At 67.1% G+C, this 24,158-nt stretch carries 18 protein-coding genes; 9 read left to right on the plus strand and 9 right to left on the minus strand.

The features are described from left to right. Positions 1–6: 6 nt before the first annotated feature. From J7643_09815 to J7643_09835, 5 genes are all read right to left on the minus strand, one after another. Positions 7–3,483, minus strand: coding sequence for an SMP-30/gluconolactonase/LRE family protein (locus J7643_09815; GenBank protein ID MBO9540875.1), 3,477 nt, complete (start codon positions 3,481–3,483; stop codon positions 7–9). Positions 3,484–3,495: 12 nt separating this feature from the next. Then, complete coding sequence (locus J7643_09820) at positions 3,496–6,972, minus strand: SMP-30/gluconolactonase/LRE family protein (GenBank protein ID MBO9540876.1); 3,477 nt, start codon at positions 6,970–6,972, stop codon at positions 3,496–3,498. 248 nt (positions 6,973–7,220) lie between these two features. Beyond that, positions 7,221–8,753, minus strand: a complete 1,533-nt coding sequence (locus tag J7643_09825) for a fumarate hydratase (protein MBO9540877.1) — start codon at positions 8,751–8,753, stop codon at positions 7,221–7,223. Between the two features lie 76 nt (positions 8,754–8,829). Beyond that, on the minus strand, positions 8,830–9,114 hold the full coding sequence (locus J7643_09830) for a hypothetical protein (protein MBO9540878.1): 285 nt from the start codon (positions 9,112–9,114) through the stop codon (positions 8,830–8,832). Positions 9,115–9,286: 172 nt separating this feature from the next. Beyond that, positions 9,287–9,721, minus strand: a complete 435-nt coding sequence (locus tag J7643_09835; GenBank protein MBO9540879.1) for a rhodanese-like domain-containing protein — start codon at positions 9,719–9,721, stop codon at positions 9,287–9,289. A 222-nt stretch (positions 9,722–9,943) separates the two neighbouring features. Here J7643_09835 and J7643_09840 point away from each other — a divergent pair, with 222 nt between their 5' ends. From J7643_09840 to J7643_09855, 4 genes are all read left to right on the plus strand, one after another. After that, on the plus strand, positions 9,944–11,857 hold the full coding sequence (locus J7643_09840; GenBank protein MBO9540880.1) for an OPT/YSL family transporter: 1,914 nt from the start codon (positions 9,944–9,946) through the stop codon (positions 11,855–11,857). Then, a complete protein-coding gene (locus J7643_09845) occupies positions 11,854–13,776 on the plus strand; it encodes an HD domain-containing protein (GenBank protein MBO9540881.1) in 1,923 nt (640 codons plus the stop codon). Before J7643_09840 ends, J7643_09845 begins: the two co-directional genes overlap by 4 nt. 26 nt (positions 13,777–13,802) lie before the next feature. Next, positions 13,803–15,527, plus strand: coding sequence for a DUF445 family protein (locus tag J7643_09850; protein ID MBO9540882.1), 1,725 nt, complete (start codon positions 13,803–13,805; stop codon positions 15,525–15,527). 115 nt (positions 15,528–15,642) lie between these two features. Then, on the plus strand, positions 15,643–16,632 hold the full coding sequence (locus tag J7643_09855) for a hypothetical protein (protein ID MBO9540883.1): 990 nt from the start codon (positions 15,643–15,645) through the stop codon (positions 16,630–16,632). 4 nt (positions 16,633–16,636) lie between these two features. On the opposite strand, the gene J7643_09860 is transcribed toward J7643_09855, so the two are convergent. Then, entirely contained in the window at positions 16,637–17,137 is a 501-nt protein-coding gene (locus tag J7643_09860; protein MBO9540884.1) for a hypothetical protein, read from the minus strand. 104 nt (positions 17,138–17,241) lie between these two features. Here J7643_09860 and J7643_09865 point away from each other — a divergent pair, with 104 nt between their 5' ends. The 4 genes from J7643_09865 (at position 17,242) to J7643_09880 (ending at position 19,487) form a co-directional block, all read left to right on the plus strand. Then, positions 17,242–17,538 carry a YkgJ family cysteine cluster protein gene (locus J7643_09865; GenBank protein ID MBO9540885.1) on the plus strand — a complete coding sequence of 99 codons (297 nt, stop codon included), beginning with the start codon at positions 17,242–17,244 and terminating at the stop codon, positions 17,536–17,538. 121 nt (positions 17,539–17,659) lie between these two features. Further along, positions 17,660–18,136, plus strand: a complete 477-nt coding sequence (locus J7643_09870; GenBank protein MBO9540886.1) for a rubrerythrin family protein — start codon at positions 17,660–17,662, stop codon at positions 18,134–18,136. An 11-nt stretch (positions 18,137–18,147) separates the two neighbouring features. Then, positions 18,148–18,306: a rubredoxin gene (locus J7643_09875; protein ID MBO9540887.1), complete on the plus strand. Its 159-nt coding sequence runs from the start codon at positions 18,148–18,150 to the stop codon at positions 18,304–18,306. Between the two features lie 2 nt (positions 18,307–18,308). Next, positions 18,309–19,487: an FAD-dependent oxidoreductase gene (locus tag J7643_09880; GenBank protein MBO9540888.1), complete on the plus strand. Its 1,179-nt coding sequence runs from the start codon at positions 18,309–18,311 to the stop codon at positions 19,485–19,487. Here the strand turns inward: J7643_09880 and J7643_09885 are convergent. Beyond that, the gene (locus J7643_09885; protein MBO9540889.1) at positions 19,465–21,033 is read right to left on the minus strand and encodes a TROVE domain-containing protein; all 1,569 of its coding nucleotides are present in this window, start codon (positions 21,031–21,033) and stop codon (positions 19,465–19,467) included. The two genes, J7643_09880 and J7643_09885, sit on opposite strands and share 23 nt — an antisense overlap. Before the next feature lie 265 nt (positions 21,034–21,298). Between J7643_09885 and J7643_09890 the strand changes: the two genes are divergently transcribed. Then, complete coding sequence (locus tag J7643_09890; protein MBO9540890.1) at positions 21,299–22,603, plus strand: HlyC/CorC family transporter; 1,305 nt, start codon at positions 21,299–21,301, stop codon at positions 22,601–22,603. 59 nt (positions 22,604–22,662) lie between these two features. Here the strand turns inward: J7643_09890 and J7643_09895 are convergent, their stop codons facing one another. After that, positions 22,663–23,106: a DUF3465 domain-containing protein gene (locus J7643_09895; protein ID MBO9540891.1), complete on the minus strand. Its 444-nt coding sequence runs from the start codon at positions 23,104–23,106 to the stop codon at positions 22,663–22,665. A gap of 133 nt (positions 23,107–23,239) precedes the next feature. Then, entirely contained in the window at positions 23,240–24,121 is an 882-nt protein-coding gene (locus tag J7643_09900) for a DMT family transporter (GenBank protein MBO9540892.1), read from the minus strand. Between the last annotated feature and the right edge of the window lie 37 nt (positions 24,122–24,158).

Consider the following 24,158-nt stretch of genomic DNA (forward strand, 5'->3'; position numbering starts at 1 on the left):
GCTTCCTTACTGGATCCGGCGGACGCGATGGCCGCCAGGGTCGGGCACGAAGAGTACCCTTCCGTCGCTGCTGACCGCGAGGCCAGCCGACTCAGTGATCCCGCGGCTGTACAGCGCGAGCCCCGCGCTGGTCGCGGCCCCGCCGTCGCCCGTGGAGGCGACGGTGCCCGTGCCGGCGATGGTGCTGATGACGCCGGTGGTGTCCACCTTGCGGATCCGGTTGTTCCCCGAGTCCGTGATGAAGAGGTGCCCGGCGATGTCGAGCGCCACGTTGCGCGGCCGGGAGAGCTGCGCGAGCGTGGCAGGCCCGCCGTCCCCCGAGTAGCCGATGCTGCTACCGGCGACGGTCGAGATGCCCCCCCCTGGGGTCACCTTGCGGATGCAGTGGTTGTTGTAGTCGGCGATGTAGCAGTTGCCCGCGCCATCCAAGGCCACGTCGTAAGGGGCGTTGAGCTTGGCGCTCGTCGCCTGGAAGCCGTCCCCGCTGAAGCCGGCGGCCCCGGTGCCCGCGACGGTGGTGATGATCCCGGCGGCGTCCACCTTGCGGATCCGGTTGTTCAAGGCGTCCGCGATGTAGAGGTTGCCCGCGCCATCCAGGGCAAGGCCCCGTGGCCCGTAGAGCTGCGCGTTGACGGCCTGCTCGCCGTCCCCGCTGTAGCCGTAGTCCCCGGTGCCCGCGACGGTGGTGACGGTCCCGCCGCTGACCTTGCGGACGCGGTGGTTCCAATAGTCGGCGATGTACAGGTTGCCCGCGCCATCCAGGGCGATGCTGGTCGGGTTGTACAACTGGGCGCTAGTCGCAGGCCCGCCGTCTCCCGAGAAACCCAACGTACCGGTGCCCGCCACCGTCGAGACGATCCCCTCGGGGGTCACCTTGCGGATGACGTGGTTCTGGTACTCTGCGACGTACAGGTTCCCCGCCGCATCGAGGGCCGCGTCGCTGGGGCCCTTCATCTGAGCGATCGTGGCCTGGAGGCCGTCCCCGCCGTAGCTGTTGGAGCCGGTACCCGCCAGGGTCGTGATCACGCCCGCCGCGCTCACGGTCCGCACGCGGTAGTTGGTGCCGTCGGCGATGTAGAGGTTGCCGGCAGCATCCACCGAAACGGCATTGGGATAATAGAGATTGGCAGCGACCGCCTGTCCGCCATCTCCCCCGTAGCCTCCGACACCGCTGCCGGCGACCGTCGAGATGGTCCCACCCGGGGTCACCTTGCGGACGCAGTGGTTGGAGTAGTCGGCGATGTAAAGATTGCCCGCGGCATCGAGGGTCACGCCACGCGGAAAGTCGAGCGCCGCGCCGGTCGCAGGGCCCCCGTCTCCGCTGTAGCCTTTGGTCCCGCTCCCGACGACCGTGGTGATGGTGCCATCGAGCGCCACCTTGCGGATGCGGTTGTTGGACGAATCGGCAATGTACAGGTTGCCCGTCGCATCCGCCGCCACTCCATTCGGACTAGAGAGGTAGGCATTGGTGGCCAAGCCGCCGTCGCCGCCGTAGCTCGCGCCCGTGCGGCCCGCGACGGTGGTGATGAGGCCGTCGGGGTCCACCTTGCGGATCCGGGCGTTATCGGAGTCGGCGATGTAGAGGTTGCCCGTGCCATCCAGGGCGAGGCTGTACGGGGGCTTCATCTGCGCGGCGGTCGCCGCTCCACCGTCTCCCGAGAAGCCGTAGGTGCTGCCCGCGTAGGTGGTGATGATCCCGTTGGGGGCCACCTTGCGAACCCGGTAGTTGTTGGAGTCGGCGATGTACATGTTGCCCGCCGCATCCAGGGCGAGCCCGTAAGGAGCGCTGAGCTGGGCGGCGGTGGCCAGGCCGCCGTCGCCATCCGAGCCCATGACCCCCGTCCCGGCGAACACGGAGAGCTGGTGGGCGGCGTTCACCTTGTACACGCAGTTACCGGCCGTAAAGTACGTGTTGCCCTGGGGATCCCGCACCACCGCCCGCGGAGAATCGACACCCCAGTTGGTTGCGGCAACTCCCGCAGGCGGAAGGGTTGCACCGCCTGCGAACTTCTGGATGAGGGCGTTGCTCGCCAGGCCGACGAACACCCGCAGGTTCATGGGGCTCACCCCGGTCTGACCTTCGACCTGAACCGATAGGGGCCCCACCATCTCAGCCCCCGGCGCCTTCACCGTTAGGGCCGTCGGAGAGGCCGCAAGCACGCTGAACGCATTGCCTCCCACCGAGACCGACACGCTCGCGGCCGTCGAGCCGAAGCCCGTCCCCGACACCGTGAAGGTCCCGTTCGGCTGCACCACGAAGGGATTGAGGCCCGTGACGCTCACCGGTACCGCGAGCGGGCTGGCAGTGATGGTCGAGGTCCCTGAGACCGACACGTTCAGAGGACCGCTCACCGCTCCCGAGGGCACCGTGACCTTCAGCGTCGTCTCGCTCGCTGCCGTCACCGTCCCCAGGGCGTTGCCCGTAAAGCGCACGGCGTTGTTCGAGAGCGTCGCCATGTCGAACCCCGCCCCCGTCAGGGTGACCGTCGTGCCGGGTGCCGCCGAGGCCGGGGCGAAGCCGCTGACCACTACCGGCACGGTGAAGATCGGCCCCATGGTGATGATGTTCCCAACCTGGACGGTCGTCTCCCCGGACGAAGCGCCTTGGGGCACGTGCACCGTCACGGCGGTACCCGTCGAGGTCTCGGCAGGGGCCGGAGCGCCGTTGAAGCGAATGATGTTGCTCGCCGGCGTGATGTTGAACGACGAGCCTGTGAACGTCACGGGGGTGCCGACCACCCCGGAGGACGGCGTCACGCCCGTCACCGCGAGGAGCGGCGCGAAGCGCTCGAGGGCCTTCCAGGTGTCCGTCGCAACGTCGAGCCCGGTGAAGCGCACGGGATCCTTCTCATCCAGCAAGGCCTGACTCACGATGCCGACCAGCGCCGTGAAGTCGGAAGCGGAGAGGTTGGGCACCGGGGTGAAGGTGCTGCCCGAGAGCTTGCCGATGAGCGTGCCCAGTTCGACCTCGTCGTCGGTCCCGTTGCGCAGGGCCGCCCCCAGGGCGATGGCGGTCGTCGCGGGGCTCAGCACGATGCCCCCGTTGGGCGTGGCGTTCGAGAGGCTGACCCAGCCCCCTTCGGCGAATTTCGCGATCGTCCGCACCCGCGCCATGGCAGAGCCCGGTTGATTATCGTTGAGGCCCTTGGCTGCCTCCAAGAAGTAGGTCGCCGTGTGATCCGGGCGAAACGCCTTGGGCAGGGTGATGGTGAAGCGTCCACGCTCGTCCGTCAGGCCCGTCATGACGGTCTCGTTGGTCGCCGAGTTGATCAAGGAGACCGTCGCGGCGACGGCGACGTCCTCGATGGTCGCCTGCGCGGCGCGCCCGGCGAAGAAGACCTGGCCCTGCAGGACGCTCCTGGCCTCATCGGCCACCTGCCCACCTGGCTGTGCCGTCGGGCTCATCGTCAGGAAGCCCGACGTCGGAAGGCGGCAGCCCGCCAAGAGCAGGCCCGAGAGGACCAAGGCGATAAATCTACGCATGCGTGCGTCCCCTTACTCGATCTTGCGAAGGCAGTTATAGGCGATGTCTGATAGGTAGAGGCGCGTGCCCGCGCTGTTCACCGTGACACCGGACAAGCCGGCGAGCTGGGCTCCCTTCGCCTGGCCCCCGTCGCCGGTATAGGCCGAGGTCCCGTTCCCTGCGATGGTCGAGATCATCCCTTCCGGAGTGACCTTCCGGATGCAGGCGTTGCCGATATCCGTGACGTAGAGGTTCCCGGCGACATCGACGCTCACGGCCTTGGGGCCGAAGAGGCGCGCGCTGGCCGCGGGGCCTCCATCTCCCATGTAGCCGTTGATGCCGCTGCCCGCGACCGTCGAGATGAGCCCCGCGGGCGTCACCTTGCGGACGCTGTGATTGCCGTTGTCCGCGATGTACAGGTTGCCCGCAGTATCGACCGCCAAGCCGTAGGGGTATTTGAGCTGCGCGTTGACGGCAAGGCCGCCGTCGCCACCATAGGCCCCGGTCCCAGTGCCCGCGACGGTCGAGATGACGCCCCCCGGGGTCACCTTGCGGATGACGTGATAGTTGTAATCCGCCAGATAGAGATTGCCCGAGGCATCCACCGCCAGGCCGTATACCGTGCCGATCCGCGCGCTGGTCGCAGGCCCGCCGTCACCGTCGTAACCGTTCGTGCCGTTACCAACCACGGTGGTGATCGTGCCACCGGGAGTCACCTTGCGAACCCGGTAGTTGTCCGTGTCGGCGATGTACAGGTTGCCTGTGGCATCGACCGCGACGCCAGTCGGGGAGGAGAGACGCGCCGCGGTGGCGGGCCCCGCATCACCCGCGTAGCCCCCCGTCCCGTTGCCCGCCACCGTGGTGACGACCCCGCTCGCTGCGATCTTGCGAATGCGTTGGTTGCCGGTGTCGGCGACGTACAGGTTGCCGGCAGGATCCAGTGCCAGGTAGGACGGCGAGTAGAATTGGGCCGTGATGGCCTGCTCTCCGTCTCCCGAGTACGAGTGGAAGCCCGTCCCGTAGGCCGTGGTGATGGTGCCACCGGCATCCACCTTGCGAATGCCGTTGGTGTTATCGGCGATGTACAGGTCACCGTTGTGGTCGATGGCCACTCCATTCGGATAGGCGAGGTTCGCGGCGGTCGCTGGCCCCCCATCCCCGCTGTTGCCACTGGTCCCGCTACCGGCGACCGTCGAGATGGTCCCCCCCGACGCCACCTTGCGGACGCGGGAGTTGTAGTAATCGCCGATGTAGAGGTTGCCGCCGCCATCAAAAGCCAGCCCTCGCGGCGACTTGAGCCAGGCGCTGGTCGCCGGCCCGCCGTCCCCGGCGAAGCCGTAGCCTCCATTACCCGCCACGGCCGAGATGACGCCGTCCAGGCCGATCTTGCGAACGCGATCCCGGTCGATATCCGAGTAGTAGAGGTTTCCGGCGGCGTCGCAGGCCAATCCACCAGGATTGTCGATCTGGGCGCTCGTCGCCTGGCCCCCGTCCCCCGAGAGACCTTCGGTCCCGTTTCCTGCCACCGTCGAAACGATGCCGCCGGGGGTGATCCGACGGATCCGGTAGTTGCTGGGGTCCGCGATGTAGAGGTTGCCCGCCGCGTCGAACGCGAGGGCCGAGATGGACTTGAATTGCGCGCTCGCCGCGGCTCCGCCGTCCCCCGAGAAGCCGTAGCTCCCATTGCCCGCGTAGGTGGTGATGATTCCGTTGGGGGCCACCTTGCGAACCCGGTAGTTGGCGGAGTCGGCGATGTACAAGTTGCCCGCCGCATCCGTCGCCAAGGCGGTCGGGTAATAGAGCTTGGCGCTGGTCGCAGGGCCCCCATCCCCCGAGAACCCCGACTCGTCGCTACCCGCCACCACCGAGATCCGCTGAGCCGTATCGACCTTGTAGACCTTGTCTCCGGCGACGAAGTACGCGTTGTGAGCGGCATCGAAGGTGATGGCGCGCGGCGCGGAGACCCCCCAGTTCGTGGCCAGGGTCCCCGCAGCAGGCTGACGCGCGCCCGCAACCTTCTGGATGAGGGCGTTGCCCGCCAGGCCGACGAACACCCGCAGGTTCATGGGGCTCACCCCCGTCTGGCCTTCAACTTGCACCGACAAGGGGCCCACCATCTCGGCCCCGGGTGCTCGCACCGTCAAGGCCGTCGGGGAGGCCGCAAGCACGCTGAACGCGCTGCCCCCCACCGACACCGACACGCTCGCGACTGTCGAGCCGAAGCCCGTCCCCGACACCGTGAAGGTCCCGTTCGGCTGCACCACGAAGGGATTGAGGCCCGTGACGCTCACCAGCACTGCGAGCGGGCTGCCAGTGATGGTCGAGGTCCCTGAGACCGATACGTTCAAGGGACCGCTCACCGCCCCCGAGGGCACCGTGACCTTCAGCGTCGTCTCGCTCGCTGCTGTCACCACCCCCAGGACGTTGCCCGTAAAGCGAACGGCGTTGTTCGAGAGCGTCGCCATGTCGAACCCCGACCCCGTCAGGGTGACCGTCGTGCCGGGTGCCGCCGAGGCCGGGGCGAAGCCGCTGACCACCACCGGTACCGTGAAGATCGGGCCCATGGCGATGATCCCGTGGATCTGGGCGGTAAGGGGTCCCGAGGTGGCGCCCGGCGGCACGCGGACCGAAAGGCTCGTCTCCGTCGCCGCATCCGGGACCGCGGGCACCCCGTTGAAGCGCACGATGTGCGCGGCGGCGTTGGTCGAGAAGCCGCGCCCCGAGATCGTCACGGTGCTCCCCACCACGCCCGAGCTCGGGCTGAGGGTGTCGACCGCGAACTGGCTCGGGGGAACGTCGACCCGCTTCCAGGTCCCGCTACCCACGTCGTAGCCGATGGTCTGGACCGGATCCCGGTTCTCGCTGAGGCCTTCCTGGACCAGGGTGAAGAGCGCGTTGAAGTCCACGTTCGACAGGTTGGGCACCGGGGTGAAGGTGTTGCCCGAGAGCTTGCCGATGAGCGCGTCGAAGTCGACCGGCAAGGCGGTCCCCTTGCGCAGGGCGGCCCCGAGCGCGATCGCCGTGCTGGCCGGCCCCACCACGATATCGCCGTCGGGGGCGGCGTTGGTGAGGGTCAGCCAGGCGCCGTTCACGATCTTGGTCACGGTGCGCACCCGCGCGACGTCCGCACCGGGACGGTTCCCGTCGAGGCCCTTGTAGGCTTCCAGGTAGTAGGTAGCCGTGCCGTCCGGGACGAAGTTGCGAGGCGGCTTGAGCGAGAAGCGGCCGTTCTGATCGGTCAAACCGGTGGCGACGGTGACGTTGGTCCCCGTGTTGATCAACGAGACGGTCGCGGCGATCGCGACCTCGTCCATGGTCGCCTGGGCGGCACGCTTGGCGAAGAGGGCCCGCCCGACCAGAGGGGGCACCTCACGCGGCACCTCATGAGCGGCGGGTGTCGAAAGCCCCGCCCCACCGAGCAGCGTGGTCCCGCCCGGCAGGCGGCACCCGATCAAGCCCCCGAGCAAAAGGGCGAGCATGAGCAAGCGTAAGGCTTGGCGGCCTTTCATATGCCGCCGGGCAGCCACGTGCCCGCCCTGTCCATTTCGCGTCATGGGGATTACCTCTGGTCCGTCTAGGCAACGTATTTTACGAATTAAGAAGCTTAAACACCCTACTTAAGCGCAATAGCGTGTCCCTTACTCTATACCACGCAAAAAGCCCGTATCATGTCCGATTTTTCGCACAAACTAACAATAAAAAAAGAACGGACTACCCAGGTGGCAGTCCGTTCCTTTTTTTAGGAAGTAGTGTCGTTCTAGAAGACGGTGGCGGCGAGCTCGCCGAGCTTCTCGGCCGAGGTCTTCTCCACGTCCTGGTGCAGGCTGTTGCCGTGCGCGTCCATGGTGACGATGGCCTTGAAGTCCTCCACGTCCAGGTGCCACATGGCCTCGGGGATGCCGAACTCCAGCAGGTCGACGCCCGTGACCTTCTTGACGCAGGCCGCGTAGTACTGGGCCGCGCCGCCGATGGCGTTCAGGTAGACCGCGCCGTGCTCCTTGCAGGCCGCCAGGGTCTTGGGACCCATGCCGCCCTTGCCGATGATGGCGCGGACGCCGTAACGCTTGATGACCTCGTGCTGGTACGGCTCCTCGCGGATCGAGGTCGTGGGGCCAGCCGCCAGGATGTCGTAGCTGCCGTCGGCGTTCTTGCGCACGACCGGACCGCAGTGGTACAGGACGCCGCCCTGGAGCGAGACGGGCGGCTCGTTGTCCATCAAGTACTTGTGGATCGCATCACGGCCCGTGTGCATGGCCCCCTTGATGACGACCACGTCGCCCACGTGCAGCGAGCGGATCTGCTCGTCGGTGATGGGCGCCTGGAGCACGACCTCGCGGCCGGTGGCGAAGCCCGCCGCCGCAGCCTCGTCGGCCATGGGCTGCGCTTCGGCGGCCGGGACGTGGTACTGCCAGTCCTGGATGGCGCCGGTCCCGGCATCGAGCACGACGCCGAGGCGACGGAAGGCCCAGCAGTTGTAGGCGACCGACACGAAGAAGCTCGCCGGCAGGCGGTTGAGGACGCCCACCTTGCAGCCCAAGAGCGTCACGCTGCCGCCGAAGCCCATGGTGCCCACGCCCAGGCCGTTGGCCTTGTCCATGACGTAGCTTTCGAGCTCCGCCAGGCGCTGGTCGGGGTTCACGTCGTGGGTCTCGCGCAAGAGCTGGTGCTTGGCCTCCTCGTAGCCCGAGGTGCGATCGCCGCCGATGGCCACGCCGATAAAGCCGGCCGAGCAGCCCTGGCCCTGAGCCTGATGGACCGCGTGCAGGATGCACTTGCGAACACCGTCCAGGTCACGGTTGGCCTTGCCCAGCTCGGGCAGCTCGCAGGGCAGCGAGTATTGGATGTTCTTGTTCTCGCAGCCGCCACCCTTGAGGATCAGCTTGACCTCGATGACGTCCTTCTCCCACTGCTCGAAGTGGATGACCGGGGTGCCGGGGCCCAGGTTGTCACCGGTGTTGGCGCCGGTCAGGCTGTCCACCGAGTTGGTGCGCAGCTTGCCGTCGTGGGTGGCGCGGGCCACCGCCTTGCGGATGGCCGCCTTGATCTCGAGCTGGTTGGTGCCCACCGGGGTGTGGACGAAGAAGGTGGGCATGCCCGTGTCCTGGCACAGGGGCAGGACGCTCTCGGCGGCCATGTCCACGTTCTTGGCGATGGTCGAAAGGGCGATTCCCGAGCGGGTACCGGCGTCCTCGCGGGCCTTGGCGGCGGCGAGCGTCTTTCGCACGTCGGCAGGCAGGTTGGTCGCGGTCTCGACGACCAGGGCGTAGAGGCTCTCTTCGAGTTGGGACAACGGCATGGCGGGGGTGCTCCTTCCTTATGAAGCTCCCATGCTACCCCTATGTCCTTTAGAGTTCAAGGTTTGCGGATTACCGGCTGCTGTTTCCCGCAACGATCCCGGCACCGTTGTTGCCGATGATTCCAGCACTGTTGTTATCGATGATCCCAGCACCGTTGTTGCCAATGATCCCAGCACCGTTGTTGCCGATGAGACTTTCCCAACCTTGTGATGCCTCGAGATGCATCGCATCTTTGGCCATGACAGGAGCTTGAGGGGCAGCAGGTGCAGGCGGAACAGGGGGAGAAAAGGCGCGACCAAGGGTGTTGTTCCACAAAGCGCCAGCAGCGCTGCCAATTGAATTGAGCCAACTCATACGCACCATCCCCCTTGCTCAAAACCAATCTGATAACGATCGCAACCAGTATCTCGTCAATTTTCTCAGCGAGTTTCTGGATTTAACAGAGGCTTATCAGACAGCAAGTGAAGCACCAATAAAAAAACCGACACCCCTTTCGAGGTGCCGGATAACCAGAAATGGAGAGGAGCTAGCGATTGCCGATGACGCTGGGGTAGCCGGCCTCCGACCAGGCGATCATGCCGCCGGTCACGCTGGTGACGTGGGTGAAGCCGAAGCTGACGAGACGCGAAGCCGCCAGGCCGCTGCGATGGCCGCTGCGGCAGACCAAGAGGTACTCGGCATCCTTGTCGAGGCCCTTGCTCCAGTTGGAGACCTGGCCCAAGGGACGCAACAGGGCGCCCTGGATGTGGCCGGCCTCGAACTCGTTGGCCTCGCGCACGTCGATCAGCACGAGCTTGGGGTTGGTGGCGATCATGGCCTTGGCCTCGGCAACCGACACGTTGCCCACCTCGGCCTTGGCCTTCATCCGGGTCGAGACGCCCTGCTGGGCACCGACGGGCGTAGCCCCGCAGCCCGAAAGCAGCATGACACCAAGGGCAGCCCCCACCAGGATCCGGTTCATCGTCGCTATCCTCCATCGATGCTAGAAATTAAGCCTTGGTTAAGAGATTATCACAAGCGACCAAGATCGGCAAGGAGTCGGCGATCCCCCTGCCTGACTGCCTTTGAGGGGCGATTGATGCCCCTCCCGTAGACCGCATGGTTATGGGGATGTTACAATCCAGGGATCATCGCCCCCCTGTGCCCCTGTGCGGGCCATCCCTTCTATAAAGGAAGCGACTGCATGTCCACGACCCTCGGCAACGAAGAGGCTTCGGCCGCTTCGAAGGAGCTGACGCCGCAAGAGCGCGAGCTCGACTGGTACAAGAATGTCTACCAGGGCGACAGCATGCCCCAGCTCACGGTCCGCTCCGTCCTCATGGGCAGCGTGCTAGGCGCCATCATGTCCCTCTCGAACCTCTACGTCGGCCTCAAGACCGGCTGGGGACTCGGCGTGGCCATCACCGCCTGCATCCTGTCCTACGCCATCTGGACGACCCTGCGCAAGGTCGGGCTCGCCAAGACGGACATGTCCATCCTCGAGAACAACGCCATGCAGTCCACCGCCTCGGCGGCGGGCTACTCGACCGGCGGCACCATGGTCTCGGCGATCGCAGCCTACCTGATCGTCACCAAGACCAACATGGAGTTCTGGACCCTCATGGGCTGGACCTTCTTCCTGGCGATGCTCGGCGTCATGCTGGCCATCCCCATGAAGCGCCAGATGATCAACCATGAGCAGCTTCGCTTCCCCTCGGGCGTGGCGGCCGCCGCCACCCTCAAGAGCCTTCACGCCAAGGGCGGCGACGCCGTCCGGCAGGCCCGCACCCTGTTCCAGATGATGGGGCTCGGCGCCGTGGTCGCCTGGGCCCGCGACGGGATGCCCTGGCTCGCCGGCAAGCTCAAGATGAACCTGCCCGCGCTGCCCGCGGACTTCCACTTCCCCCTGCTCAAGATCGCAGGCCAGCCCATCGCCAAGTGGACCTTCACCCTCGAAGCCTCGACCATCATGATCGCGGCCGGCGCCCTCATGGGCTGGAAGACCGGCTGGAGCATGCTGCTCGGCGCCGTCGCCACCTACGCGATCGCCGTGCCCCAGATCTGGCAGCACTTCCCCGACGCCCTGCTCGCCCACGGCGCGGACCCCAAGGTGCTCCTCGACCCGACCTTCTTCCCCACCTCCAAGGCCATCCGTAACTGGAGCCTGTGGGGCGGCTCGGCCATGATGGTCAGCTCGGGCATGCTTGGCTTCGCCCTCCAGTGGAAGACCATCGTCCGCGCCCTGACCCCCCAGAAGGCCTCGACCGCGAGCGGTGAGGCGGATCCCTTGGCCGCCATCGAGGTGCCCAACAGCTGGTTCTGGGCCGGTACCACCATTGCTGCCCTCGGCGTCATGACCATCATGCACTTCGCGTTCCACGTGAAGCCCTGGATGAGCCTCATCGCCGTCATCATGACCTTCTTCCTCAGCCTGGTCGCCTGCCGCGCCACCGGTGAGACCGACACCACCCCCATTGGCGCCATGGGCAAGATCACCCAGCTCACCTACGGCGTGCTCGCCCCGGCCAACGTCGTCACCAACCTCATGACCGCCTGCGTCACCGCGGGTGCTGCCGGTTCCGCGGCCGACCTCCTGACCGACCTCAAGAGCGGCTACCTGCTTGGCGCCAACCCCCGCAAGCAGTTCCTCGCCCAGTTCGCTGGCATCTTCGTCGGCACCGCCGTCGTCGTGCCGGTGTGGTACCTCCTGGTGCCCAACGCCGACGTGCTCGGCTCCGAGAAGTTCCCCGCCCCCGCCGCCCAGGTGTGGGCGAGCGTCGCCCAGCTCCTGAGCAACGGCATCGGCAGCCTGCACCCCACCATCCAGGTGAGCATGCTCGTCGGCGGCCTGATCGGCATCATCCTGCCCCTGATCGAGCTCGCCCTCCCCAAGAAGGCCAAGGCCTTCGTGCCCTCGCCGACCGCCCTGGGCCTGTCGATGGTCATCCCCGCGACCAACGCCATCTCCATGTTCCTCGGCGCGCTTCTCGCCCTCATCTGGGAGAAGCGGAACAGCAAGCAGGCTGAGGCCTTCTTGATCCCCATCGCCGCCGGCCTCATCGCGGGCGAAAGCCTGCTGGGCGTCGGGATCGTGCTGTTGAGCGTGCTGGCGCCGTGATCTTCAGCGATCGCGTCCGAGATCCCATCCACGGCCTGATCCCGCTCACGGCCTGTGAGCGAGACCTGCTCCGCACCCGGCCCTTCAGCCGGTTGCGGGGGGTCCGCCAGATGGGGATGGCCTACGTGGTCTATTCGGGCGCGCACCACACCCGCTACGAGCACGTGATCGGAGCCATGCACACCGCATGGCTCCTTTCCGAGCACCTCACCTCGGTCTTCAGCGAGCAGGACCTGCGCCTGATCCGCCTGGGGGCCCTCTGCCACGACCTGGGCCACCGGCCCTTCTCGCACTCGCTCGAAGACGCGGCCCGGCGCTACGCCGCCGACCCAGACTACGCCTTCCTCGCCAACTACCTGGACCACGAGGAGCGCACCCGCCTGCTGGTCGAGACCGACCCCGAGATCGGCGAGGTCCTCGCCCGCCACGAGGACTACCGCGACCTGGACCGGCGCGATATCGCCCTGGTCGCCATCGGCGAGCACCCGCGCGTCGAATTGAACCTCTTCACCCACTCCGAGATCGACGCCGACCGCATCGACTACGTCCTTCGGGACAACTACTACTGCGGCTTCACCCACGGCATCGATACCCAGTCGCTCTTGGACCTCTACGTGCCGGACCCCGAGCAGGGCCTGGTCCTGAGCGCCCAGCACACCTACGTTGCCTCGCAGCTGCTCTCGGCGCGCTTCAACCTCATCTCCAACATCCAGAACAACCCCAAGAGCCGCCTGGGGGATCTCTTGCTCGCGCGCTGCATCCGGCAGGCCCTGCAGGGCGCCGACGCCGAGCGCCGCGAGGTCTTCGACCGGGTCGTCAACGTGGGCCAGGACTCGGATCTCGAGCAGTTCTTGCGCAAATACGCCCCCTTCGAGTGGGGCCAGATGGAGGCCATGGTCGGCGGCCGCGAGCCCTTCCGCGAGCTGACCACTTACGACTTCTCGGTCCTCTCGCCCATGGCCCGCTTCGCCCTGCGCTCCTTGCAGGTGCCCGGCCGCAGCGTCGCCCAGCAGCTCGAAGACCGCCTCAACGCCCAGACTCAGGGCAGCTACCTGGTCGATCGCCTCTCGATCAGCCCGCCCACAGACCCATTGCCCGTCTCGCGCTCGGGACACGCTCCCTGGCACGGCCGCCTCACCGAGCTGCCCACGGTGCAGGGCATCGTGGACGCCTCGCTCGAAGGGATCGGCCTGCGGGTCTACGTGCCCGCCGACTCGGAGCTTGCCCCCGATGCTGAGCACTTCGCCGAGTGGGTGGCCGCTTACCGGCGCCTCGACGCGAGCATGGACGCGCCCAAGGCCGAGGGAATCCTCAATGAGCTGTGGGGCGGCGATCGCGTCCAGTTCGGCCTTCTCTTGGCCCTCGAAGAGGTCGCCCTCGATCTCTTGACCGAGCAGGTCGGCCACGGCCCATCGCGCCTGGCGCTCCTCTTCCTCACCTGCTACGCGGCTCTCGACAGCATCGCCCGCGCCGTGAACGACCCGCGCATCTACATGGACGGCCGCGAGGCCGTGCTCATCCTCTTGCGGCACCCGGCCCTGCGCCCCATCCTGGCCTCGCGCTTCCCCGAGAGCTACGCGGGCACCCGCCCCTCGGGCGCCCTGCTCAACGACCTGCGCTACCTGGAGCGCTGCGGCCTGGTCTACGCGCCGACGCGCGTCGAGCGGGTGCGCAACGTCTTCGTGCGCCGGCCCAAGTACGGCAGCACCGGCTGGGGCAAGCGCCTCTTCAGGACCCTCGCGGAGCCTGCGAGCAGCAGAGAGTTCGTCGACTCGCTCGAGACGGCCATGAAGGCGCTCTTCGCGCCTCACCTGGACGCCTACTGCGAATACTTCAGCCTGCTCGGCGAGGAGGGCGCGGGCAACGCTTCGCGCCGCCGCGAGCTCAGACGCCAGATGCCGGTGCCCTTCACGCGCTAAGCCGCGCTTTGGGCTAGAATAAGGGCATGATCGATGCCCTTCTCCTGCATGAGCTCTTGCTCGCCGTGATCATCGGCGGCCTCACGGGCCGCCTGGTGGACTTCGGCGCGGTGCAGCTCCTCTTCAGGCCCTACACCGCCAAGCGCTTCGCCGGCCTCAAGCTCCACGGCGTGCTGCCCGCACGCCAGGAGGCCCTCGCGCGGCAGGTGGCGAACTCCATCGCCGACCGCCTGCTCTCCGAGGAGACGCTCGCCTCGTTCATCACGAGCCCCGAGATGGCCGCCAAGATCCGCGAGAACGTCGCCCGTGAGGTGGACCGCTTCGTCGACCGCGACCTGCCCTCGGTCCGCGAGCTGTTGGGCGAGCTCTTGAGCGACCCCAAGGCCCTCGACGAGGAGATTCGCGTCGTCAGCTCCTGGTGCGGTGAGTACCTGGCCTCGCTCGCCAACAGCCCCGAGGTCCGCGAGCGCTGCGCCTTCGTCCTTACCCGCCTGATGGTCGAGCGCAAGGCCATGCGCATGGACGAGCTGCTCGCCCCCGGCGTGTGGGAGGCCATCGGCCGGATGATCGAAAGCCGGCTCGAAGGCCTCGCCGACACGCCCGAGCTGAACGCCGAGCGCATCGACACCTGGCTTGCGGGCCTGGGCGCACCCGGGACCATGTTCTCCGAAGAAACCCTCTCGAGCCTGCGCGCCGAGGCCCGCCAGCGCATCCCGGACTGGCTCAAAGCGCTCGAAGAAGGCCTCAAGCGCCCCGACACCCAGGCCTGGCTCGATCGCTACGTGCTCGACAGCGTCGAAGGCTTCATCGAGGACCTGCCGCGCCAGGGCCTGCTCAACGAATTGGTGGGCTGGTTCATCCGCACCACCTACCGCGAGAACAAGGCCCACTACCGCCGCAAGCTGCTCGAAATCCTGCCCGGTCAGGTCGCGCGCTTCCGCGAGAGCCTGAGCGACCCGGCCAACCGCGATCGCCTGTACCAAAAGCTCGACCAGGCCATCACCGAGATCGCGGGCACCCCGCTCGGCACCCGCTACGCCACCATCCCCGCCGACCTGCGCCGGGACCTCAAGGGCCTCGTCTCCCAGGTGCTGTCGAGCCCCACCACCCGCACGACCCTCCAGCAGTGGGCGAACCACCTGCTCGCGCGCTTCCGCTCGGCGCCGCTCGAAGAGTTCCTGCCCGCGGGGCTGCGCGCCCTCTCGGCCGAGGACCTTTCGAGCGCGAGCCAAGAGGGCCCCGTCCGCGACGCCGTGGATTTCGGCTTCGACCTGCTGCGCGAGGCGGGCCTGCAGCGCCAGCTCCAGAGCCTGATCGGCCAGGGCGCCTCCTTCGTCCTCTCCAAGCCCATCGGCCGCCTGCGCGACCGGCTCGGCGAAGAGCGGCTCACCCGCATCCACGGCACCATCGAGCAGCAGCTCCTGGCCGCCGCCCAGCGCGAGGCGCCGCGGCTCGCCCGGCTCATCGACGTGCGGGGGCTGGTCGAGACCAAGATTCAGGGCGCCGACGCCCAGGCCATCGAGGCCATGGTCAAGAACCTCGCGCGCAAGGAGCTCAACTCCATCTTCACCAAGGGCCTCTACGGCGGCATCCTCGTCAGCCTCGTCATGACGGGCTTCCTGCTCGTGCTCGAAAGCCTGGTGAACCGGCTCTACCCGGGCGCCGGCTGGATTGCGCTCGCCGGGGTGGGAGCCGCGCTCCTGGTCACGGCGGCACGTTATCTGCGCATTCCCGCGCCGCACGACTCTTGAGGGGAGCACAGGCGCGCTTTTTGTTGTGTGGCGTCCGTTACGGCGCAAGCGAAGCGCGCTCTCGTAGGATAGAAGTGGAATCTCGTCATCATCTCACCCGGAGGCGATCTCTCAGATGAGTGAACAAGTCCGACTTGCGACCCGCGAACTGCGCTGGGAGCAAATCCAGGCGGCCCTGACCGACCTGCTTCAAGAAGGCGACACCGCCATCACCCTCGCTGAAATCGCGCGCCGCTGCGACATCCCCCGGGCGGCCCTCAGCAAGGAAGCCGCCTGGAAGACGGCCATCGCTTCGGCCGAGGCCGAGCGGGTCCGTCGCCGTGCCGAGCAGCTCCAGCAGCTGCGCGTCGGCTTCATCACCCCTACCGTCCCGGCCCCCGAAGCCATCGACGGCGAGGCCCCACCCGTCTCGCTGGATACGGTCGTGCGCGACATCCAGCGCCTGGTGCACCAGGCCCGCGAGGGCGCCGACGAGGCCTACCAGCGAGGCCGCATGGAGGCGCTCGCCGAGCATCCCACCCCGGAAACCGTCGAGAGCGGCCTCCACGAAGCCTACGAGCGTGGCCGCGAAGCCGGCCGCAACGAGCTCACCGAGGACCTCAACCAGGCATACGAGCGCGGCCTGCGCGACGGCCGCGAGACCTCGAACGAGCTGGCAGAAGCCTACGAGCGCGGTCGCCAGGACGGCTTCAAGGCCGGCGGCGAAGAGGCGCGCAACGCCTACGACCGAGGCCGCTCGATGGGCCGCGCCGAACTGCAGGTCGAGGTCAACCAGGCCTACGAGCGAGGCGTGAAGGAAGGCAAGGCCGAATCGGCCGCCGACGTCATGAACGCCTACGACCGCGGCCGCCGCGACGGCTGGGAAGAAGGCCGCCGCGAGGGTGCGAACGGCGGGCGGTCCATGTTCGGCTTCAATGTCAACAAGGCCAACCCCGACCGGGAGTGGGCGCTCGCCATCCTCCACGCCCCCGGCACCGCCACGCCCGACCACCTGCGGACCACCTACCGGATGCTGACCAAGGCCTTCCACCCGGACCGCAACCCGGACGTCTCGCCCGAGTTCATCCGTAACCTCAACCGGGCCAAGGAGATCCTCGGCTTCTAGCCTTCTACTCGGGCACGTCGGTGACGGTGAAGGTCGGCGCGTTCGGCGTCGAGGCGTCCCGGAAACTCCAGGTGCCTGGATAGTGCCAGCCCTTGGTGAAGCTCTCGCCCGGCGCGATGGGCCCGAGCACGTCCGTGGCCCCACCGAAGCCCACGAAGGTGCGGGTCACCGAGTCTTGGTTGGTGATGATCGTCGTGGTGTTGGGGCGCAGGTAAATGTGCGCCGGCGTCACCACCCCGCCGGGCCCGATGGTGACGCGCACCGTTCCGGTCGCAAAGACGGTGCCCGCTGGGTACGCGGTCGACCTGCCGCCCGGCGCGGGCAAGACCTGGGGCTGAACCAGGGGACCACTGCCGGCCTCGCCGGGCATCGCGCTGAGGTGCGGCAGGACACGAGGCGGGGCCTTCTCGGGGCTTCGCACGTCGCCTGGCTGTGCGGCCGCACACCCCGCCACCGCCACCAACAGCAGGCTCAGCGAGAGCCCGCGCCAGCATCGTCCCCTCATGCCTCCTCCTTTCAAGCAAGGCCGAGCCTCGCTCGATCGTCTCGCCCCTTCCACCGCCCATGACGACCCAGCGCGCCCCACGCGTCTTGAGATAAAACGACGAAATGAACACTCCTGAAATTCCCTTCGAGGTATCCCCCGCCCCCGGCATCTACCAATGCGTCGCGTGCGGCGCCTGCTGCGCGGCCCCCGACATCAGCACCCTGAAAAAACCACTGGGCGTGCCCTGCGACCACCTGGGCCCCGACCACCTGTGCGGCATCTACGAGACGCGCCCTGCGGTCTGCCGCAACTACCGGCCCGATTGGATCTGTGCCGAGGTGGCCCCCCTGCCGACCCTGGAAGCGCGCGTGCAGCGCTATCTGGAAATCTTCGGTCTTGCTCCGCAAGAAGGGGGTTGACAGATCCTTAGAATGATTCTAAAGTTAGAGAGAATTCAAGAGCGCGACGCCCTCGCCTCTTTTTTATTTCTCACTGATTTAGAATTACTCTAAATCTACTTCAATTAAAAGGAGCGCCGTGATGGAAACCCCGCTGAACCGCACCGTGACCCGTCAGAACCTGGAAGCCGCGTTCGGCGGCGAGGCCATGGCCAACCGCAAGTACCTTTACTTCGCCAAGATCGCCCGCGAGCTGGGCGACGAGGAGATCGCCAAGCTCTTCGAGGAGACCGCCCACCAGGAGACGGCCCATGCCTTCAGCCACCTGGAGCTGCTCTATCCCAAGGAGACACTCAGCCTCTCGCGCATCTTGGAGCTCGCCATCGAGGGCGAGACCTACGAGTACACGACCATGTACCCGGCCTTCCGCCAGAAGGCCGTCGAAGAGCAGGAAGCCGCCGCTGCAGCCGAGTTCAGCGAGCAAGAAGACGAGTCCCGCGAGCACGCCGAGATTTTCCGCCAGGCCCTGAAGCTCGCCGAGAAGCGCTTCGCCGCTCTCACCAAGGTCGAAGAGCGCCACGCCAACCGCTACCGCCAGGCCCTCGAAGGCCTCAAGTAAGGAGAAAAGCCATGCGTAAGTTTCGCTGCGTCGTCGACGGCCACATCTACGATGAGTCCCTCGGGGATCCCGACAGCGGGATCGCCCCCGGCACCCGCTGGGAGGACGTGCCCGACACCTGGAGCTGCCCGGAGTGCGGCGTAGGCAAGGAAGATTTCGAGGAGATCTAGCCATGGACCCCATCGTCATCATCGGGGCGGGGTTGGGCGGCCTGACGGTCGCCCGCGAGCTCCGTCAACTTTCCCCTGACGTCGCCATCACCCTCGTCACCCAGGATGACGCTCACCAGTACCCCAAGCCCATGCTCTCGACCGCCCTGCGCCTCGGGAAGCGCCCCGACGACCTGATCCGGGCGCGAGCCGAGGAGCTTCGCGCCCTCGGCATCGAGGTCCTCGCACGCCGCTCGGTCGTGAAGCTGGAGCCTGAAGCGAAGCGGCTGACGCTCGACGACGGCAGCACCCTCGCTTACCGGGACCTGGTCCTCGCCACCGGCGCCTCCCCCTTCGTGCCGGAGGTCGCAGGGGCGCGTGACGCGGTCCTCACCGTCAATCACCTGGACGACTACCGGCGCTTCCGCGACGCCCTCCACGCCGAGGCTCCCGTGCTCCTGATCGGAGGCGGGCTCATCGGGATGGAGTTCGCCTCGGACCTCTTGGCGAGCGGCCATACGGTCCACGTGGTCGATCCCGGTCCCGGCCCCCTGCCCCGCCTTCTGCCCCCGAGCGCAGGCGCCCTCGTGACGACCGCCCTTGAGCAAGTAGGCGGTACCTTCCACTGGGGGCGCACCCTCTCGTCGCTCGAACGCCTGAGCGATCGCACCCTGCGTGCCAAGCTCTCGGACGGCACCGAGCTTATCGTGGGTACCGTGCTCTCGGCGGTGGGCCTGCGCCCCAACGCACAGCTCGCCAAGGACGCGGGGCTTCCCGTCGGGCGCGGGGTGCGCCTCGACGCCCAGCTCAAGGCCCATGCGCACGTCTACGCCCTGGGGGACTGCGCCGAGTTCGAGTCGGGCCTCTACCTGCCCTTCATCAAGCCCATCGGCGAGCAGGCCCGCCACATCGCCCGGGCGCTCACGAGCGGTCAGGATACACCCTTCGCCATGACGAACTACGCCATCACCGTCAAGATCGCCCAGTGGGCCGTCGCCACGACCACGCCGCTACCCGGCGAGCACGGTACCTGGGACGAGGTGGTTCACGACCGGGGCAGTCTCTCTCGGCTGCGCGACGACGAGGGGCGCGTCCTGCGGGTGGTCGCGACCGGTAGCGAAACGGCATCACTCGCACGGTGGCTTCAAGAAGTGCCCGTCCTGAGCGCGCAGCAAGCCCTCAGCGCGGCCAGCCCGCGATGAAATCCGACAGCAGCTGGGGCACCGCCGTATCGAAGCCGACCACGTCCAGCATGCCGGGGTCGGCAGGGTCTGCGATCGAGAAGCCGTTCGAGACCATGCCGACCACCGCGAGCTTGGCGGGGATGCCCGTGCGCGCGCGGTAGCGCGCGAGGGCCTCGCTCGGATGCACGTCGCCGGCCCAGGTCTCACTGTCGGTCAGGATCACGAAGGCATCCGCCTCGACCCCGTGTTCGAGGGCCCAGAGCATCGGCAGGGCGCAATCGGTCCCTCCGAAGGGAATCGCCGCGCTCAGGCGCATCACGTCGTCCAGGCGCTGATGCGCCGAGAGGGCGAGCGGCACCATCCGATCGCTGAAGGCGATCACCGTGACGTCCTGCTCGGTGGCCGTCGTGACCAACGCCAGGGCGCTCGCGGCCATCCGCGGGGTCAGCCCCGGCACCCCCGCGATTTGCCCCGCGTCCATGGAGCCCGAGACGTCCACGGCGACCACGATGCGCTTGCCACTCGGCGCGACGTTGCCGAAAGCTTGATAAAACGCCCCGTCGAGCGCATCCACGATCGCAGGGTCCGGCTCCCAGGGCCCGCCCAGGCCGCGCACCCCGTGCCCCTGGCGATAGGTGGCGAGGGCGGCAAGCAGCTTGATGGGATGAAGCCGCGCTTGCCTCAGGCGCTCGCCGTCTCCTAGCCGCTCGCACACCAGCCGAGACGCCTCCGAGCGGGGCCGCAACAGCCCGACGCGGGCCATGGCCGCGAGCTGTCGTACCATGGCCTCCATGGGCATCGCTGCGAGCAGCGCCTCCCAGACCTCGGCGCGATCGAGCCAGCGGGTCGGCACGGCTTCGCGCGGCAGGCGATGGGCCGCGAGCAGGGCGACGACCTCTTCGGACGTCTCGGCGCGGCGCATGGCCTCGAAGGCCGTAAGCAGTGCGGGCAGCTCTTGATCGGCAGTTGCGGACTGTTGGGTGACCCAGTGGAAAAGGGCCGCATGGGCGCTCGTTCCGGGGATGGGGTGCGAGAGACGCAGGGCGTCCCGGTGGCTCCAGCCATCCCGCCGCCGGTACTTGATGACCTGGTGGGCGAGCTCGTCCGGCGTCTTGTCGTTGTACCACGCGCCGATGGCTCGCCTGAGGCCCCTGCCCCAGCCGCGCAAGCCTTCGACGTAAGCCATGAAGTGGAAGAGATGGGTACCGATCCGCGCCACGCGCGGCAGGGCGGCAAGCGCGAGCGAGCGGGTCTCGGCATCACCCGTCGCAGCCGCGAGGGCCAGGGCGAAGAGCGCCGGGTCGTTGCGGGGCGCGCGCCCGGCCTCGCTGATGGCGACGATGCGCGCGACGGCTCGAGGGCCGTCCTCGGCGAGGCAGTGCAGAACGGCCTCCGCATTCTCGCGCGTGAGGGCCGCGCTCCTGGCATAGTAGCTGCCGCCCTCGCTGCCCAGGATGAGGAAGCGATCGAGGCGGCGCCAGTCATCGACCGCCCAGGCGAAGCCCCCGGCGCTGTTGGGTACTTGCGCCGAACCCAGAATCGGCTGGTCTTGGGGCGTCGCCATGGCCTCTCCCCGAAAAGAAAACTTCGGGCAAAATCCGAGCCTGGGGTTACTTGTTCCGATAACCCAGACCCTCCGGCCCGAAGCACCGCCATTCGAACACGGCGCCCGTAGCGCCGTCAATCGGCAAGGTGGGCGGCGAAGCAAGGGAGCGCTTCGAGATAAAGCCCTGACCACTTGGTATGGCGGGCTATGCTAAACTAGAGGGGCCGCCCATGCGGCGTTTACGCGAAAGGAGCGAAATCCACCGATCAGGTGGGACCACACAATGGACGTTGCGAGTACCAGCTGGAACCTTTTTCTCGTTCTGTTCTTCACCCTGCTAAACGGTTTCTTCGTTGCCGCAGAGTTCGCCATGGTCAAAGTCCGGCCGAGCCGTCTCCAGCAGCTCAGTGCCGATGGCAACTCTCAGGCGCGTGTCGCGCAGCACATCATCGAGAACCTGGACGCCTACCTCTCTGGTTGTCAGCTCGGCATCACGCTCTCCTCGCTCGCCCTCGGTGCGCTCGGCGAACCAGCGATCGCGACGCTGATCGCCCCCGGCCTCGCTGCGATAGGGGCCCCCGCGGCCCTCACGCACACCATCGCCTTCGCGATCGCCTTCACCGTCATCACCGCCCTGCACATCGTGATCGGTGAGCAGGCCCCCAAGACGCTCGCCATTCGCAAGGCCGAGGACACGACGCTGCTCGTCGCCTGGCCCCTCAAGCTCTTCTACAACCTCGTCTACCCGGCCATCTGGATCCTCAACGGCATGTCGAACCGCTTCCTGCACATGCTCGGCGTCCCGCCCGTGGCCGAGAACGAAGCAGCTCACACCGAAGACGAGATCCGCATCCTCATGAAGGAGAGCGCCAAGAGCGGCCACATCGACGAGCACGAGATGGCGCTGTTCGAGCGGGTCTTCCACTTCGCCGAGCGCGTGGCCCGCGAGATCATGGTGCCCCGCGTGGACATGATCTGCCTCGACCGCAACGAGCCCTTCGAGGCGCTGCTCGCCATCGCCGAGCAAGAGCAGCACACCCGCTACCCCGTCTGCGACGGCGACAAGGACAATATCGTTGGCTTCGTCCACATCAAGGACCTCTACGCCGCCAAGCACCAGGACCTCACCCGCATCACCCGCCCGCTCATGGCGGTGCCCGCGAGCCTCGAGATCAGCCAGGTGCTGCGCCAGATGCAGAAGGCCAAGGCCCACATGGCCCTCGTCATGGACGAGTACGGCGGCACCGCCGGCATGCTGACGGTCGAGGACATCCTCGAAGAGATCGTCGGCGAGATCCAGGACGAGTTCGACAACGAGCGGCCCCGCATCGAGCGCAAGGGCAGCGCCTTCTCGGTGGACGGCCTGCTCTTGGTGGACGACCTCAACGAGCTCTTCGGCCTCGAGATCGAAGCCGAGGAGGACATCGTGGGCGGCTGGCTTTACACCCGCCTGGGCCACGCCCCGCAGATCGGGGACAGCATCGAAGAGAACGGCGTCACCTTCAAGGTCGAAGAGATCGAGCACCTGCGCATCACGCGCGTCCTGGTGGAGGGGGTCACCCCCGTCGAAGGGGCGCTGATCCAGTAATTCAACCAAAACGAGAGAGGGGCCCGCTGGATGCGGGCCCCTCTCTCGTTTTGGTTGAATTACTCGTAGATCTTGCCGTCGGCGGTCTTGATGTAGCCGGCGTCGCCGGCCTTGTCCGCCTTGTGGGTCCAGTGCAGGCCGTACTTGTCCTTGTTCTGGTACGTGGTGCCGCGGATCTCGAGGACATCGCCCACCTTGAGGTTGGGAACCTTGGAGCCGTGGGTCGTGCTGTTGTTGACCTCGTAGACCCGGCCCTCGTTCGGGGTGATGGCGCGGACCTTGAAGTTCTGGTGGGTCAGGCCGACGTTGTCATCCGGCAGCAGCTGGATCACCGTAGCCTTGACGACCTTGAACGCGCTCTGGGGCGGTACCGCCTTGGCCTCGACGATCGAAGAGGTCGTGACCTGGGGTGCCTGAAGGGTCGAGACGCTGCCGCAACCGGCGATCGCAAGGATCGCGGCCAGGAGGGAAGCGCGGCGGAGCAAGGGGTGGAAGTTGGCCAAGGTGAGACTCCTAATGCGTGCAGCCAGGACGGCGGCAATGTAATGCTGCTAGATTATCGGGGTCTCCGCCGGCGAACTTGCGAAATTTCAGTAAAAGGATCGTTAAGAAGATCTAAAGGAGCTTTACATAGGTTCAGGAGGCGCTCAGGACGGGGGTTTCAGGCGCAGGCTGAGATACTTCGCGGCTGCGCCTGACGAGCACGACCGCGCAGATCGAGATCAGGAGCGATCCCGCAAAGCCGGCGGGCGTCATCGCCTCGCCCAGGATGGCCAGCGCGGCCACGGCGGCGATGGGGGACTCGAGCAAGAAGACGAGGCCCGCCACGTGCGGAACGAACTTGCTCTGGACCCAGATCTGGAGCACGAACGAGAAGAGGGTGCTCAGCAGGGTCAAGTACAAGAGGCCGATCACCGGCAGCGCCGAGGTGCCGCTCCAGATCGGAAGCCCTTCGGCCACCAGGGCCACCGGCAAACCGAGCGCCCCGACCCCGATCACCTGAGCGAGACCGAACTGCAGCACGTCCTTCGTGCGGCGGGCGCAACGATCGAGCCAGAGGATGTGCAGCGCGAAGACCACCGCGCAGGCCAGGGTCAGCCAATCCCCCAGGTTCAGGGCGTCCATGCTCAGCTCGCACATGAGGGCCACCCCGAAGAGGGCCGCGGCGAGCATGCCCCAATCGAGGGCCCGGATGCGGTGCTTCAAGAAGGCGGCGCCGATGGCGGGGATGAACATGGCGTAGAGGGCCGTCAAAAAGGCATTCTTGGCGACGGTGGTGTGCGCGAGGCCGATCGTCTGCAGCAGCATGCCCGTCAGCAGCATCGCGGCCGCCACCAATGCTGCGGGCCACTCCTTGAACTGCTTCCAGGGAAAGAACGGGGCGGCGAGCAGGGCCGCGAGCAAGAAGCGCCCCTCGGTCAGCCAGAAAGGACCGAGCCCCTGAAGGCCCCAGCGGGTCGCCAGGAACCCCACCCCCCATACCGCCGGCACCATGAACAAGGCAAGCAGCCTCAGCATTTCGAGATCTCCCGTTCGAACTCCGGAAAGGAAGAAG

This window comes from bacterium (assembly GCA_017744355.1).
GTDB lineage: Bacteria > Cyanobacteriota > Sericytochromatia > S15B-MN24 > UBA4093 > JAGIBK01.

What these genes read in the sequence shown, in the direction of transcription:
- J7643_09830 (MBO9540878.1), bottom strand. Translation starts at nt 9,114, where the DNA reads ATGAGTTGGCTCAATTCAATTGGCAGCGCTGCTGGCGCTTTGTGGAAC.
- J7643_09890 (MBO9540890.1), top strand. Translation starts at nt 21,299, where the DNA reads ATGGACGTTGCGAGTACCAGCTGGAACCTTTTTCTCGTTCTGTTCTTC.
- J7643_09865 (MBO9540885.1), top strand. Translation starts at nt 17,242, where the DNA reads ATGAACACTCCTGAAATTCCCTTCGAGGTATCCCCCGCCCCCGGCATC.
- J7643_09900 (MBO9540892.1), bottom strand. Translation starts at nt 24,121, where the DNA reads ATGCTGAGGCTGCTTGCCTTGTTCATGGTGCCGGCGGTATGGGGGGTG.
- J7643_09870 (MBO9540886.1), top strand. Translation starts at nt 17,660, where the DNA reads ATGGAAACCCCGCTGAACCGCACCGTGACCCGTCAGAACCTGGAAGCC.
- J7643_09860 (MBO9540884.1), bottom strand. Translation starts at nt 17,137, where the DNA reads ATGAGGGGACGATGCTGGCGCGGGCTCTCGCTGAGCCTGCTGTTGGTG.
- J7643_09855 (MBO9540883.1), top strand. Translation starts at nt 15,643, where the DNA reads ATGAGTGAACAAGTCCGACTTGCGACCCGCGAACTGCGCTGGGAGCAA.
- J7643_09885 (MBO9540889.1), bottom strand. Translation starts at nt 21,033, where the DNA reads ATGGCGACGCCCCAAGACCAGCCGATTCTGGGTTCGGCGCAAGTACCC.
- J7643_09840 (MBO9540880.1), top strand. Translation starts at nt 9,944, where the DNA reads ATGTCCACGACCCTCGGCAACGAAGAGGCTTCGGCCGCTTCGAAGGAG.
- J7643_09880 (MBO9540888.1), top strand. Translation starts at nt 18,309, where the DNA reads ATGGACCCCATCGTCATCATCGGGGCGGGGTTGGGCGGCCTGACGGTC.
- J7643_09835 (MBO9540879.1), bottom strand. Translation starts at nt 9,721, where the DNA reads ATGAACCGGATCCTGGTGGGGGCTGCCCTTGGTGTCATGCTGCTTTCG.
- J7643_09875 (MBO9540887.1), top strand. Translation starts at nt 18,148, where the DNA reads ATGCGTAAGTTTCGCTGCGTCGTCGACGGCCACATCTACGATGAGTCC.
- J7643_09815 (MBO9540875.1), bottom strand. Translation starts at nt 3,483, where the DNA reads ATGCGTAGATTTATCGCCTTGGTCCTCTCGGGCCTGCTCTTGGCGGGC.
- J7643_09820 (MBO9540876.1), bottom strand. Translation starts at nt 6,972, where the DNA reads ATGAAAGGCCGCCAAGCCTTACGCTTGCTCATGCTCGCCCTTTTGCTC.
- J7643_09850 (MBO9540882.1), top strand. Translation starts at nt 13,803, where the DNA reads ATGATCGATGCCCTTCTCCTGCATGAGCTCTTGCTCGCCGTGATCATC.